Genomic DNA, 13,761 nt, shown 5'->3' on the forward strand with positions numbered 1-13,761 from the left:
ATCAGCGTTTCAGGCTGCCCATCACATGCATTTCGCAGCGGTTACAGTCAAAACGCAGGCGGAAGGTGTCCTTACCCATCTTGAGTTCCAGCGGCTCGGCCTTGAGACCTGGCACCTCGTTCGGGCAGAGGTTCTGGCTATAGCGGATGCAATGCTTGGTGATCATCAGCACCACTTCCCGCTCCTCCTTGTTCGCCTCATAGGCAGGGGCAATGCGCTCCACCCCGTGTTCGCGGAAGAACTGCTCGGCCGCGCTGTTCAGCACATTGCCAAGGTAGGAGAGACGGTGCTGGGGATAGTTGATATCCCGCAGGGCAATGCGTCGCTCGGGGCGCTGGTAGCTCGCCACGCGTGCCGCCTCCAGCGCAGCGATGCCATCCCGGCGCAAACCGTTGAGCTGTGATGCGGCGATAAATAGCGGGTGAGTGAATGCCAACTCAATCTTGCGCGCCACAAACAGGGTATTGCCGAGTTTGCCAAGCTGATCCCGCGCCTGTTGCAGCGCCCGCTCCGGGTTGTCGGCAGGTTGTTTGTCACAGGGAAGCGTCACCGCGGCACTGATGCCCTGCTCGTCGGTGAGCGTGAGGATCACGCCCTCATCGCACTCAGCCAGCACCATATCGACCCGGATGCGGCGATCCGCGCTCGCCTTCTCCAGCATCTTGCTGAACGCCTGATCGTGGTTGCGGTAGATTTCAGTCCCCACCTTTAGCCCAGGCATGCGTTCTGACAGGAGTAACTGCTTACCTTCGACCTTGTTGAGGCGCATCCCCACCAGCTCGTTGTTCGGCTTGAAGAAGCCCAAACCGTCGCCGTTGTTGAGGGTGACCTGTTTGCCGTCGATCTCGATACCGTCACGGGTCACCTTGGTGACCCGTCCCAGCGGTTCACCCACATATTTCGGGCTTTTGGTGGAGTCGATCCCCTGCTGGCGGCCATGGAGGAAATAGTCGGTGCTGCCACGGTTGAAGCTCTTCTTGGGGTCAGGCGTGAAGCTGTAGCTGCAACGACCCGCCGAGGCGGCGACCAGATCGGAGCGACTATCGAGAATGGCGTCCAGCTTCTGGCGATACCAGGCGGTGACGTTTTTGACGTAGTCGAGTCCTTTGAGGCGCCCTTCAATCTTGAAGGAGCGGATCCCAGCCTCGATCAAGACCTCCAGGTTGTCTGTCTGATCCATATCCTTGAGCGACAGCAGATGGCTGTCGGCCACCAGCACTTCACCGTCCGGCTTTTGCAGTGAGCAGGGCAGACGGCAGAGCTGGGCACACTCGCCACGGTTGGCGCTGCGGCCGGTACGGGCATGGCTGATATTGCACTGGCCACTATAGGAGACGCAGAGCGCGCCGTGGATAAAAAACTCCAGCTGCACATTGGTGGCGGCACTGATCTCGCGGATCTGCGCAAGAGACAGTTCGCGCGCCAGCACCACCTGAGAGAAGCCCACATCCTGCAGAAACTTCACCTTCTCCGGCGTGCGGTTGTCAGTCTGGGTACTGGCATGAAGCGCGATGGGTGGCAGATCGAGCGCCAGCAGCCCCATATCCTGGACGATGAGCGCATCGGCACCAGCTTCGTAAATTTGGTGGGTCAGGCGCCGGGCCTGCTCCAGCTCGTGATCGTGCAGCAGGGTGTTGAAGGCGACAAAGACCTGGGCTCCGAAGCGATGGGCGTGGCGCGCCAACGCTTCGATATCCTCGATGGAGTTGCCCGCCGCACTGCGGGCGCCAAAGGCAGGGCCGCCCATATAGACGGCATCGGCACCATGGTTGATGGCCTCGATGCCGTAGGCGAGGTTCTTGGCCGGAGCCAGCAGCTCCAACCGGTTGTTGTGGCTTAACGGATGCTTGTTCTGGTGCATGGTCTCGGGATCAGGGCGGACAGCAAATGGGCGCTACTCTAGCCCATTCACCACCCGCGTGCCTTGATCCCGCTTAAGGTATCCAAAAAATGCAGGATTAGAGAACCACCTTGATTGCCAGCAACAGATCGCCCACGAGAGGACTAAAGCACCACCTTCAAGGCCAACCCAAGCAGCACCAAGCCGCTCACCTTGTCGATCACAAAGGATTTTGCTTTAAGCCAAGCCAGTACAGGCCCACGCGAGAGCACCAGCGCCACCAACACGTACCAGACTGCGTCGATCCCGCCCGCGGTGAGCATCATGATGCCCCCTTCGCTCCAGCCGGTATCGGCCCGCACAAACTGGCTGAACAGAGCGATGAAGAAAACTGCCAGCTGGGGGTTAAGGAAGGCAACCATAAAACCTTCAAAGGCCCCCTGCCGACCGCGCAGCTGGTGAACCTCTTCACTCGCGTCACCACTGGCTGGTTTTGCCAGCAGGGCTTTCACCCCAAGCCAGGCAAGAAACGCAGCACCGCCGTAGCGGATCAGATCAAACAGGATAGGGGTCTGGGTGATCAGAATGGAGAGGCCAAGTGCGGTGACCAGCGCATAGATACCAACCCCGAGGCCGTGTCCGAGCGCGGTGGCGACGCCGTGCCCTTGCCCGCCCTGCACCGTGTTGCGGATGATCAGCGCCAGACTCGGCCCCGGGCTGATGGCGCCCATCACGCAGATTGCGGCCAGTGCCAGCCAACTCGTCAGTTCCATGCATTTCCTCTTTATATGCTCGATATGATGACCTGCATTCAGGGTACGGGCTGAGCCATTATGCCAGTAGTGAAAGTTATGAATAGATTCCATAACCAATGGCTATGGCACCACACAACTGACTGGGGCTAATCGCCCGAGATCGAGCAGCTTTCGACTCTCGCCAACGGTACGTTGCAGGTGATCCCGCAGGAAGGGGTAGGCCAGCTCGCGAAACCAGCGGTGGGCCGGATCCTGATGGTGGCGCTGATGCCACAGCAGATGATACTGCTGGTCGCGGGTAGCAAATGGCAGATCGACAAAGGTGAGCTCATGGCCGCAGGAGAGCTGCCAGGCGATATGAGCCGGAGTGGTCATCAGGCAATCGGTGCGCAGCAACACCTCTACCGCCGCCTGAAAGAAGGGGACTCGGGCAAACCAGCGCCGACTCAGTCCCTGCGGCGCCAACACCTGTTCCACCGGGCTGTCCTTGTCACCACCGCCACTCACCTGCAGGTGAGGCCAGGCGAGATAGTCATCGAGACTCAGCGCCTTGCCTGCCAGCGGATGGTGACGTCCCATCAGCACCGCCAGCCGATCTTCCCCCTGATGCAGACCACGGATCTGCTCCGGTACCTGCTCGGTGATGGTAGAGACCAGATCCAGCTCGGACTGCCACAGCTGCGGCAGCTGACGTTTGTCCCACAGGCTGTACTCCAGCGCCGCCAACGGCGCCTCTTTGGCGAGCGCGGCACAGATATCGGGCAGGATATGCTGGGCCACATAATCGGAGGAGGCGAGCCGAAATACCCGCTCGCAGCGGCTCGGGTCAAACCCGGGGGCCTCGTAGAGCCGCTCCAGCGCACCGAGAGAATCCGCCAGCTGGGCGGCCAGCGCTTCGGCTCGCGGCGTCAGCAGCCAGCGTTGCCCCTCCCGCACCAGCAACTCGTCATCAAACTCGCTGCGCAACTGGGCAAGCTGCTTGCTGATAGAGGGCTGACTCAGGTGCAACAGCTCGGCGGCGCGGCTGATATTGCGGGTCTCCAGCAGCACCTTGAGGGTCGGCAACAAGTTGAGATTGGCTCTGAGCAAGGAGATACCCTCATCGGTGGCGAAACGCCTATCTTAGGGCAGAGGAGTCCCGCGTTTTAAGCAAAATTTCCTGCCATGTTCAGCGCGTTGCAGCCCTTTGCGACCAGATGGCACAGCAGATCCCCCCGCACATAACCATGACCACAAGATGACAGTGGTTGTCTCGTACGGCATAATTGCACGATTTTCCGCCCGCGGGCGATCCACTTTAAGAAACGGTAACAAGATGAAATACGCCAATATCACCGGCTGGGGCAAATGCCTGCCTCCCTCCGTGCTGACCAACGATGACCTCAGCACCATCATGGATACGTCAGACGAGTGGATCTATCCGCGCACCGGCATCAAGGCCCGCCGGATCTCCCATGTCAGCACCTCGGATCTCGCCACCCTGGCCGGTCGCCGCGCGCTGGCCTGCGCCGGTCTGGAAGCGAGCGATCTCGATGGCATCATCCTGGCGACCGCAACCCCGGACAACCTGCTGCCAAGTGCCGCCTCTGCGGTGCAGAAGAAACTGGGCGCCGTCAACGCCGCCGTGTTTGACCTCAACGCCGCCTGCACCGGTTTCGTCTACTCCCTCTCCGTCGCCACCTCGCTGGTGCAGACCGGCATGATGAAGAAGGTGCTGGTGATCGGCGCCGAGCGCCTCACCTACCTGCTGGACTGGGCGCGCCGCGATACCGCCGTGCTATTTGGCGATGGTGCCGGGGCCGTAGTGATCGAGGCAAGCGAGCAGGAGTGTGGCCTGATCGCCAACAAGCTGGGCTGCGACAGCGAAGCGCGGGAGATCCTGCACGTACCGAACTTCGGTACCGATCGGGTGCGTTTTGCCGATATCGATGGGCTATTCACCTTCAACTTCGAAGGGCCGGAGATCTTCAAACGCGCCGTGCGCGGCATGGGTGAGGCCACCAGCACTGTGCTGGCGCAGGCCGGTATTGCGCCGGAGCAGGTCGACCTGATCGTGCCGCACCAGGCCAATATCCGCATCATCGAGACCCTCGCCAAGCGGATGAATGCGCCGATGGAGAAGGTGATGGTCAACATCGAAAACTACGGCAACACCTCCGCAGCTACCGTGCCCATCGCCCTTTGCGAAGCGCTGGAGCAGGGCCGCGTCAAGCCGAACTCCTATCTGCTGACCGCCGCTTTCGGTGCCGGCCTGACCTGGGGTGCCGCCATCATCAAGTGGGGCGATCGTGTTACCCCTATCAGTAAGTGCGATGCCGAGCTGCCACCGTGCGACCAGAGCGCACTGGAACTGATTGCTCACGCCGTCGAAGGGTGCCAGAAGGCTCACGCCAACGAGGCTTGATCCTCATCAGGAGCCTGAATCCTCAGGCTCCTTCTCTCCTTTTCATCCCCACCTGGCTCTGCCCCCACCTCGCAAGCCGCTTGATACGGTAATCGCTGATACAAACAACTCCGATTTGCAGCCAATTAATTTTTTTCCGCTAACCTTATTGTGCCAACTATAAATAAAGAAAAGAGCGTCAAGGGGCACCATGACTGTTTCGGTCCCGCGCCTTCACCTCTTACCAAATAATTGCACAGGGATAAGCTACGTATGGCACAACACAAAAGTGGCGTGAACACACCGCTTTGGGAACCGGTTTGCTGGATTTGCTGCATCGGGCTTGCTCTGCTGAGCTGCCTGTTGCTGCAGCTCGCCGATGCGCTGTCACCTCTCTACCTGCTGCTCAATGTGCTGGTTGCTATTGCTGCCGCGCTCTGGACATCGAGTCACTTCCACCAGCACACACTCCGACATCGTGCAGGAGAGGAACAAACCGTCGCAACCGATCCTCTCGCCCACTCCATCATCGGGCTCGAACAGGTGTGCGAGAAGGCACTCCCCATCTGGTCCCAGCAAATTGAAAGCTCTCGTCAACAAACCGAAGCCGCGATGATTGACCTGACTCAACGCTTCAGCGGCTTGGCCAACAAGCTGGAAGAAGCTGTCAATGCTTCTCATCTGGCAGCGGGAGAACTGGGTGATGCCAATTCCCGTGGCATGGCTGGAGTCTTAAGCGAAAGCCAGCAGCAGCTCAATGAAGTGGTTGCCATCCTGCACTCCGCCCAGGCCAATCGGGACGCCATGCTGGGTGAGATAAAAAGCCTGACCACCTACACCATAGAGCTCAACACCATGGCCATGGATGTGGCCAAAATCGCCTCCCAGACCAACCTGCTGGCCCTCAACGCCGCCATTGAAGCGGCTCGTGCAGGGGAAGCAGGCCGTGGCTTTGCTGTGGTCGCTGATGAAGTGCGTAACCTCTCCCGCCTCTCCAGCGAAACCGCCCAGAAGATGACCGACAAGGTGGATACCATCAATACTGCTATCGGTCGCGCCTTCCAGATTGCCGAAAATGCTGCCGCACGGGATCACGCCTCGGCGCTCAATTCGGAGCAGACAATCGAACAGGTGCTGGCCCGTTTTCGCCATGCCACTGACAGCCTGGCGGAATCCGCCTCCCTGCTGCAAAACGAGAGCACCGATATCCATCGCGAAATCTCCAGCGTCATTGTCTCGCTGCAATTTCAAGACAGGGTCAGCCAGATCCTCAGCCACGTCAGACAAAACATGGAGAGCCTCTCCAGCCATCTGGTTGCTTCGGAGCAGAGCAGCAATGCGACAGGGCCAATCCAGATCGATGCCAATCGCTGGCTGGCAGAGATGGAACTCTCATACGCCACCGACGAACAGCGCAATATTCACCATGGTCGCACCACCCGTTCTGTCAACGCGCAACCAAGCAGCGCCGACATCACATTTTTCTAGGAGAGATATATGGGCAAAACGATCCTGATCGTGGATGACTCGGCAACTATTCGCCAAGTCGTGGGCATGACCCTCAAGGGAGCCGGTTATGAGGTCATGGAAGCCTCTGACGGCAAAGATGCGCTCAACAAACTAGATGGCAAGAAGATCAACCTGATCATCAGTGACGTCAACATGCCGAACATGGATGGCATCACCTTCGTCAAAGAGGCCAAAAAGCTGGCCAACTACAAATTTACCCCTGTCATCATGCTGACCACCGAGTCTCAGGACAGCAAGAAGCAGGAGGGACAAGCCGCGGGGGCCAAAGCCTGGGTGGTCAAACCCTTCCAGCCCGAACAGATGCTGGCCGCAGTCGCCAAGCTCATCATGCCGTGATCCGGAGCACATCATGCAACTACAGAGTGAGCTACTCGACAACAAGGTAGTGGTGACCATGCCGGACGAGATCACCATTTATGCAGTCAGCGAGCTGAAAGATGCTCTCTCGCCCTTATTGCATCAGGGGAACGAACTGGAGCTGAATCTGGCGGCGGTATCCGAGATAGACAGCGCTGGGCTGCAATTGCTGCTGGCCGCGAAGAAAACCGCTCTGCAGCAAGGCTCCTCCCTGGCGCTGGTCTGGCACAGCCATGTTGTGCTTGAACTGCTGGAGCTCTGCCAGCTCTCGGCCTTTTTTGGCGACCCCACCCTCATCACCCATGGCGAACGGCCCTGAGCCACCATGACAAGGAGTCACCGTGAGCATCGATCTTGATCAGGCTTTACAAACCTATATCGCCGAGGCACGCGAGTTGCTTGAAGAGATGGAGTCAGCCCTTTTATCACTGGAATCTGACCCTGACAATAGCGAGCTGATTGGTGCCATCTTCCGTGCTGCTCATACCATCAAGGGGTCGGCTGGCCTGTTTGGTCTGCAACCAATCGTCGGGTTTACCCATATCGTCGAGGATCTGCTCGACCAGATCCGCAATCAGCAGCTCACCGTCACTTCTCCTCTGATCAAGGATCTGCTGGAGAGCTGTGACCATATCCAGACGCTCATCAGTGTCGTTGCAGAACAGGGCTGCACGTTAAGCGATGGCGATGCCAACCAGGATGAACGGCTGAGGCTCACCCTCACCCGTCATCAGTGCGTCCCCCATGCCACGCTGCCAGATACTGTACATACGCCGGAACCCAAGATCGAAAAAGAGGGAGGGATTACCAGCTCCGCCTCCCTGTGGCATATCTCCCTGCGTTTTGGCCCCGATGTGCTGCGCAATGGCATGGATCCGGCCGCATTTCTGCGCTATCTCGGCACACTAGGAACCATATGCTCGGTGGAGACCATCCATCAGGCGCTACCGGATTGGGAACAATTCGATCCGGAGAATTGCTACCTCGGCTACGAGATAGACTTCGACTCTCAGGCAGACAAGGCGGCCATCAGCGATGTCTTTGAATTTGTTAGAGATGACTGCCAGATCACCATCTTGCCACCCCACAGCAAGATCGCCGAGTTCATCAACCTGATCGAGTCGCTGCCGGAAGATAACGCCATGCTGGGGCAGTTGCTGGTCAACACCGGCGCCCTGACCGCAGAGGAGTTAGCAAGCGGTCTACAGACACAACAAGCGACCCCGGCAGAACAAGCGCCCAAACTCGGAGAAATCCTGATTGCGCAGGGTGCCGTCAACGAAGCCGTCGTCGATGCCGCCCTGAAAAAACAGAACCAGACCAAGGAGAGCAAGAGCAAAGAGGGCCGTTACGTCAGGGTGCATGCCGACAAGCTGGACGATCTGATCAATCTGGTCGGGGAATTGGTAGTCGCCAGTTCAGGAGCCAATCTGCTGGCCCAACGCACCCGTGAAAGCCAACTGCAGGAAGCCACCTCGGTCATTGCCATGCTGGTGGAAGAGATCCGCGACAGTGCACTGCGCCTGCGCATGGTGCCTATCGGCGATACCTTCAACCGCTTCCAGCGGGTGGTGCGCGATGTCAGTCAGGAACTGAACAAGGATATCACTCTGGTGATCTCCGGAGCCGAGACTGAACTGGACAAATCGGTGGTAGAGAAGATCGGCGATCCGCTGATGCATCTGGTCAGAAACTCGATGGATCACGGCATCGAATCGGCAGAGCAACGGCTGCTGGCAGGCAAATCCCCCCGTGGCACCCTGAATCTTAATGCCTATCACGACTCCAACAGTATCGTCATCGAAATTCGGGATGATGGAGCTGGTCTCAACAAAGCCAGGATCCAGCAAAAAGCCATCGAGCGCGGTCTGATCAGCCCAACCACCACGCTGACGGATCAGGAGATATACAACCTGATCTTCGAGCCGGGATTCTCTACCGCCGAGGCGATAACCAACCTCTCCGGTCGCGGGGTGGGCATGGATGTCGTCAAACGCAACATCACTGCCCTGCGCGGCACAGTCGATCTGGACAGCATCCCGGGAAAAGGAACCCGTGTGCAGATCCGCCTGCCACTTACCCTTGCCATCATCGACGGCTTCCTGGTGAGAGTCTGCGACACCCACTATGTCATTCCCCTCGATATGGTGATCGAGTGCGTTGAATTGACCCAGAGTGCACTGTCCGATACCCAGGGTCGCAATTACATCAATTTGCGTGGCGAGGTGCTGCCCTTTATCCGCCTGCAACACTACTTCGATACCAATGGCAGCAAGGGGCGGCGCGAGAACATTGTCGTGGTCAGCCATGCAGGCAAAAAATCCGGACTGGTGGTGGATGAACTGCTGGGAGAATTCCAGACCGTCATCAAACCGTTGGGGAAATTGTTCCAGCGCCTGCAGGGCATCAGTGGCTCAACCATTCTGGGGGGGGGAGAGGTCGCCCTTATCCTCGACATTCCTTCGCTGATCCAGCACGCAATCACTCAGGAATCCTGTCAGCTCAACAGGTTGACAGTGTCGCGCAACCTGCCTCAATCCAGCATCAACTGAGGGGACCATCATGTTAAAAAATTCCACCATCAAATTGCGTCTTATCGTACTGCTCTGCATGCTCTGCCTGCTGCTGCTGGCCGTTGGCAGCCTCGGGTTATACAACATGCAGAGCAGCAATACCGGGTTGCAGCGCGTTTACAACGACAGGGTGGTTCCTCTCAAGCAGCTGAAGACCATTTCCGACAGCTATGCCGTCTCGATCATCGACAACCTCAATAAGGCCAATGCGGGGCTGATCCCGGCAGAAGAGGCTTTAAAGCAGATACAACAGGCCCAGCAGACAATCAAAAACGAGTGGCATCACTACCAGTCCACCACCCTCACACCGGAAGAACAGCGCTTGTCAGCCGAGGCGACGACCCTGTTCAACGCGGCCGATACCGATATTGGCAAGCTGGAGAAATACCTCGCCACCCAGCACGGCATGATTACTGGCATGCTGAACAATTTTGATGGTTCTCTCTATGGCTCCATCGACCCGATAGGCAACAAAATCACCGAGCTGGTGAACCTGCAGCTCAATGTGGCCAAGTCGGAATATACCGCAGCGCAATCCTGGTATGACGTGATGCTGATAACCATGGCGGTAGTTATCGCGGTCGGCATTGCACTCGCCGCCTGGTTTGGCACCCTGCTGATCAAAAGCATCATCACCCCCATCGAACAGGCTCTGCGCGTGGCCAATAGTCTGGCCGATGGCAATCTGGATGTATCGATCCAGATAGACTCCAACGATGAAGCGGGTCAGCTCTTGATGGCGATGGATAACATGGTCAAGAAACTGGGGGCCTTGATCACGGATATCGAGACGCTGGTCACTGCCGCCGTCGAGCAGGGCGACTTCAGCCACAAGATTGCACTGGAGGATCGTCAGGGATATATCAAGCGGGTATCCGAGCTGTTGAATCGCCTCTCCCATGTGACAGATACCAGTCTGGAAGATGTGATGCGCATCGCCACCGCACTCTCCAAGGGGGATCTGACCCAGCGGATCGATGAACCCTACCCCGGTATTTTTGGCCAGACCAAAGATGGCCTCAACCAGACCATCACAGCGCTGACCAATATCATCGAAGAGGTACGCAACGCCGCCGACAACCTGACCAATGCCTCCAATCAGGTGAGCAATACAGCGCAGGCATTGAGTCAGGCTACCAGCGAGCAAGCAGCCAGCGTTGAAGAGACCAGTGCCTCTATCGAACAGATGAGCGCAAGCATCAATCAGAACACCGAGAACGCCAAGATCACCGACAGCATGGCCAGCAACTCGGTGCTGGAGGCCACAGATGGGGGGCAATCCGTTCAGCAGACGGTGACCGCCATGCAGCAAATCGCCAAGAAAGTCAGCATCATCGATGATATCGCCTACCAGACCAACCTGCTTGCCCTCAACGCCGCCATAGAGGCGGCTCGCGCCGGAGAGCATGGCAAAGGCTTCGCGGTGGTTGCCGCCGAGGTGAGGAAACTGGCAGAGAGAAGCCAGATCGCAGCGCAGGAGATTGGCGAGCTCTCTTCCGACAGCGTCAGCAAGGCAGAGCGGGCTGGCAACCTGCTGGAGAGGATCGTCCCCTCCATTCGCAAGACCTCTGACTTGGTACAAGAGATCAATGCCGCCTCAGGTGAACAGGCCAGCGCAGCCAACCAGATCAGTCTGGCCATGAGCCAGCTTAATCAGGTGACACAACAGAATGCGGCCAGTAGCGAGGAGTTGGCAGCCACGGCCGAAGAGATGAGCTCACAAGCCAGCGAACTGCAGCAAACCATGGCCTTTTTTGCTCTGGAAAAAAGTGCGCAACTCAACACCAGGCCCCATGAAACCGGCCACAAGGGCATGCCTCCCAGAGGCAGTTTCATCGCCCCCCCACAACGGGCCAGCCAGCCCAATCAACCATCATCCCATTCCATTGATGACGCGGATTTTGTCCGCTTTTAACCGGAGGCGACCATGTATACATCCACCGACATCACGGTGCCATCAGCGGCCGCTGACGAGAGCAGTGGCGATGCCCAGTACCTGACATTTCTGATCAACAACGAGATGTTCGCCATCAATATTCTGGGGGTCAAAGAGATCATCGAATACGGCAATATCACTCCGGTTCCGATGATGCCGGGTTTTATTCGTGGCGTAATCAACCTCAGAGGAGCGGTAGTGTCGGTCGTAGACTTGAATGCCCGCTTTGGCAATGCACCTTCGGTCATCACTCGCCGCAGTTGCATCGTCATTATTGAGGGGATGGCCCCGCAGGGCGATGAACCTGTAGGTCAGGATATTGGCGTTGTGGTGGATTCCGTATCGGAAGTACTGGGTATCCCACAAGCAGATATCGAGCCCCCACCCAGTTTTGGTGCCCGCATCCGGGCCGATTTCATCAGCGGCATGGGCAAGGTCAACGGCAAATTCGTCATCCTCATCGATACCGGGAAAGTGTTGTCACTCGATGAGATGGCTCAACTCAACGAACTGGCCCAGCCACAGGCAAGGTTGCCACAAGGCAACCTGCAACCCTCCTGAAAAGGCCTCCATACTCCACAACATGCAGCATAAGGAAACGCTCATGACCCAATCACTCTTAGGAAAACTCTTCGGAGACAATGCCACCGAAGTGAGGCAGCGGACCCAGTTACTCGACGCAATCGGCCAGCTGCAACACGCAGTTCTGGCAGAGCAGGTTCCAGCACCACTCGATCTTTCCGGTATGGATAGCCCCTTGCGTGAAGTAGGACATGCCATCAACGAGGTGGTCACCTTGCTCAGTGACAAGCTGGAGCAGAGCCGCAACGACATTAAAAAGAACCAGGTGCTGCTCCATGAGAACCAATTGGTTCGCAAAGCTCTCGACTGCGCCAGTACCAACGTGATGATTGCCGATACCAACCTCGACATTATCTATATGAATGAGGCTGTGACCGGCATGCTCAATCAGGCTGAAACTGACATCAAGAAAGAGCTATACAGCTTCAACGCCAATCAGCTGATGGGCGCCAACATCGACAGCTTTCATAAAAATCCCGGCCATCAGCGCGCTATGCTGGCCAAACTCAACAGCACCTACCGCACCCAGATCCAGCTGGGGGGACGCACTTTCTCCCTGATCGCCAATCCGGTCTTCAACGATACCGGTGAACGGTTGGGGTCCGTGGTCGAATGGGCCGACAGAACCAAGGAAGTGATGATAGAGAAAGAGATGTCCGACATCGTGCAGGCCGTGATTAATGGCGAGCTGCACCGCAGGATGGAACTTGCTGGCAAGAGCGGCTTCTTTCAGGCGATGGGAGAAGGGATCAACCAGATTGCCGAAGTGATCGACAGCACCCTCAACGACGTCATCCGGGTCGTGCAATGTCTGGCAAAAGGTGACCTGACCCAACAGATTGAGGCGGACTACCCCGGCGTCTTTGGCACCACCAAGGATGCGCTCAACAAGACCATCGCTTCGCTCACCAACATCGTCACCGAAGTGCGCGGCGCCTCTGACAACCTCTCCAGTGCCGCCGAGCAGGTAAGCGCGACCGCCCAGTCGATCAGCCAATCCAGTAGTGAACAGGCCTCCAGCATGGAGGAGACCAGCGCCTCCATCGAACAGATGAGCGCCAGCATCAACCAGAATACCGACAATGCCCAGGTCACCGATGGCATGGCCAGCAAGGCAGCCAAAGAGGCCGTAGAGGGAGGAGAAGCGGTCAAACTGACTGTGGATGCCATGAAGCAGATCGCCAGACGGATTGGCATCATCGATGACATCGCCTACCAGACCAATCTGCTGGCACTCAACGCAGCTATCGAAGCGGCGCGGGCTGGCGATCACGGCAAAGGCTTTGCCGTAGTGGCGGCGGAGGTACGCAAACTGGCCGAACGCAGCCAGGTTGCAGCACAGGAGATTGGCGAGCTGGCCTCCAGCAGTGTCGAGATGGCGGAAAAAGCAGGTCGCCTGCTCGATCAGATGGTTCCTTCCATCAACAAGACCTCGGATCTGGTACAGGAGATCAGTGCCGCTTCGGTTGAGCAATCCACTGGTGTCAGCCAGATCAATCAGGCCATGAACCAGCTGAGTCAGGTTACCCAGCAGAACGCCTCTTGCAGCGAAGAGCTGGCTGCCACAGCAGAAGAGATGAGCAGCCAGGCTGAACAGCTGCAGCTGGCCATGGAGTTCTTTACCCTGGAGGTCCACGCCAAAGAAGGTAAAGCAGCCACCTCGCATCTTCACCCCAATACCCGAGGACGCTTCATGAACGAGAGCAATGCCAACAGTCGGGAACGAGCCGCCACAGTCCAACGCCCCATCGGCGATGGCGATTTTGTCCGGTTCTAGTCACGGGAGAGGCGTTGCCTCTCCCATC

11 protein-coding genes are annotated in these 13,761 nt (G+C 57.7%); 8 read left to right on the forward strand and 3 right to left on the reverse strand.

Annotated elements, in window-relative coordinates; genetic code table 11:
• Position 1: 1 nt before the first annotated feature.
• The 3 genes from ACTG1P_RS08825 to ACTG1P_RS08835 all read right to left on the reverse strand — a co-directional run bounded on the left by ACTG1P_RS08825 (position 2) and on the right by ACTG1P_RS08835 (position 3,684).
• Positions 2-1,861 carry a peptidase U32 family protein gene (locus ACTG1P_RS08825; RefSeq protein WP_440001042.1) on the reverse strand — a complete coding sequence of 620 codons (1,860 nt, stop codon included), beginning with the start codon at positions 1,859-1,861 and terminating at the stop codon, positions 2-4.
• Between the two features lie 143 nt (positions 1,862-2,004).
• Positions 2,005-2,613 carry a LysE family translocator gene (locus tag ACTG1P_RS08830; protein WP_440001043.1) on the reverse strand — a complete coding sequence of 203 codons (609 nt, stop codon included), beginning with the start codon at positions 2,611-2,613 and terminating at the stop codon, positions 2,005-2,007.
• 102 nt (positions 2,614-2,715) lie between these two features.
• Positions 2,716-3,684 carry a LysR family transcriptional regulator gene (locus tag ACTG1P_RS08835; protein WP_440001044.1) on the reverse strand — a complete coding sequence of 323 codons (969 nt, stop codon included), beginning with the start codon at positions 3,682-3,684 and terminating at the stop codon, positions 2,716-2,718.
• Positions 3,685-3,910: 226 nt separating this feature from the next.
• Here ACTG1P_RS08835 and ACTG1P_RS08840 point away from each other — a divergent pair, with 226 nt between their 5' ends.
• From ACTG1P_RS08840 to ACTG1P_RS08875, 8 genes are all read left to right on the forward strand, one after another.
• Positions 3,911-4,999: a ketoacyl-ACP synthase III gene (locus tag ACTG1P_RS08840; protein ID WP_129504613.1), complete on the forward strand. Its 1,089-nt coding sequence runs from the start codon at positions 3,911-3,913 to the stop codon at positions 4,997-4,999.
• A 252-nt stretch (positions 5,000-5,251) separates the two neighbouring features.
• Positions 5,252-6,466 (forward strand): methyl-accepting chemotaxis protein, encoded by a 1,215-nt coding sequence (locus ACTG1P_RS08845; RefSeq protein WP_076493850.1) that lies wholly within the window; start codon positions 5,252-5,254, stop codon positions 6,464-6,466.
• Positions 6,467-6,475: 9 nt separating this feature from the next.
• Positions 6,476-6,844: a response regulator gene (locus ACTG1P_RS08850; protein ID WP_005338778.1), complete on the forward strand. Its 369-nt coding sequence runs from the start codon at positions 6,476-6,478 to the stop codon at positions 6,842-6,844.
• 13 nt (positions 6,845-6,857) lie between these two features.
• The gene (locus ACTG1P_RS08855) at positions 6,858-7,184 is read left to right on the forward strand and encodes an STAS domain-containing protein (RefSeq protein ID WP_440001045.1); all 327 of its coding nucleotides are present in this window, start codon (positions 6,858-6,860) and stop codon (positions 7,182-7,184) included.
• A gap of 22 nt (positions 7,185-7,206) precedes the next feature.
• Positions 7,207-9,417: a chemotaxis protein CheA gene (locus ACTG1P_RS08860; protein WP_440001046.1), complete on the forward strand. Its 2,211-nt coding sequence runs from the start codon at positions 7,207-7,209 to the stop codon at positions 9,415-9,417.
• Positions 9,418-9,427: 10 nt separating this feature from the next.
• Positions 9,428-11,353, forward strand: a complete 1,926-nt coding sequence (locus tag ACTG1P_RS08865) for a HAMP domain-containing methyl-accepting chemotaxis protein (protein ID WP_440001047.1) — start codon at positions 9,428-9,430, stop codon at positions 11,351-11,353.
• Positions 11,354-11,365: 12 nt separating this feature from the next.
• Positions 11,366-11,935, forward strand: coding sequence for a chemotaxis protein CheW (locus ACTG1P_RS08870; RefSeq protein ID WP_440001048.1), 570 nt, complete (start codon positions 11,366-11,368; stop codon positions 11,933-11,935).
• 43 nt (positions 11,936-11,978) lie between these two features.
• Positions 11,979-13,733 (forward strand): methyl-accepting chemotaxis protein, encoded by a 1,755-nt coding sequence (locus tag ACTG1P_RS08875; RefSeq protein WP_150995889.1) that lies wholly within the window; start codon positions 11,979-11,981, stop codon positions 13,731-13,733.
• Positions 13,734-13,761 lie beyond the last annotated feature (28 nt).

Source organism: Aeromonas sp. 11P (genome assembly GCF_051920165.1).
GTDB lineage: Bacteria > Pseudomonadota > Gammaproteobacteria > Enterobacterales > Aeromonadaceae > Aeromonas > Aeromonas veronii.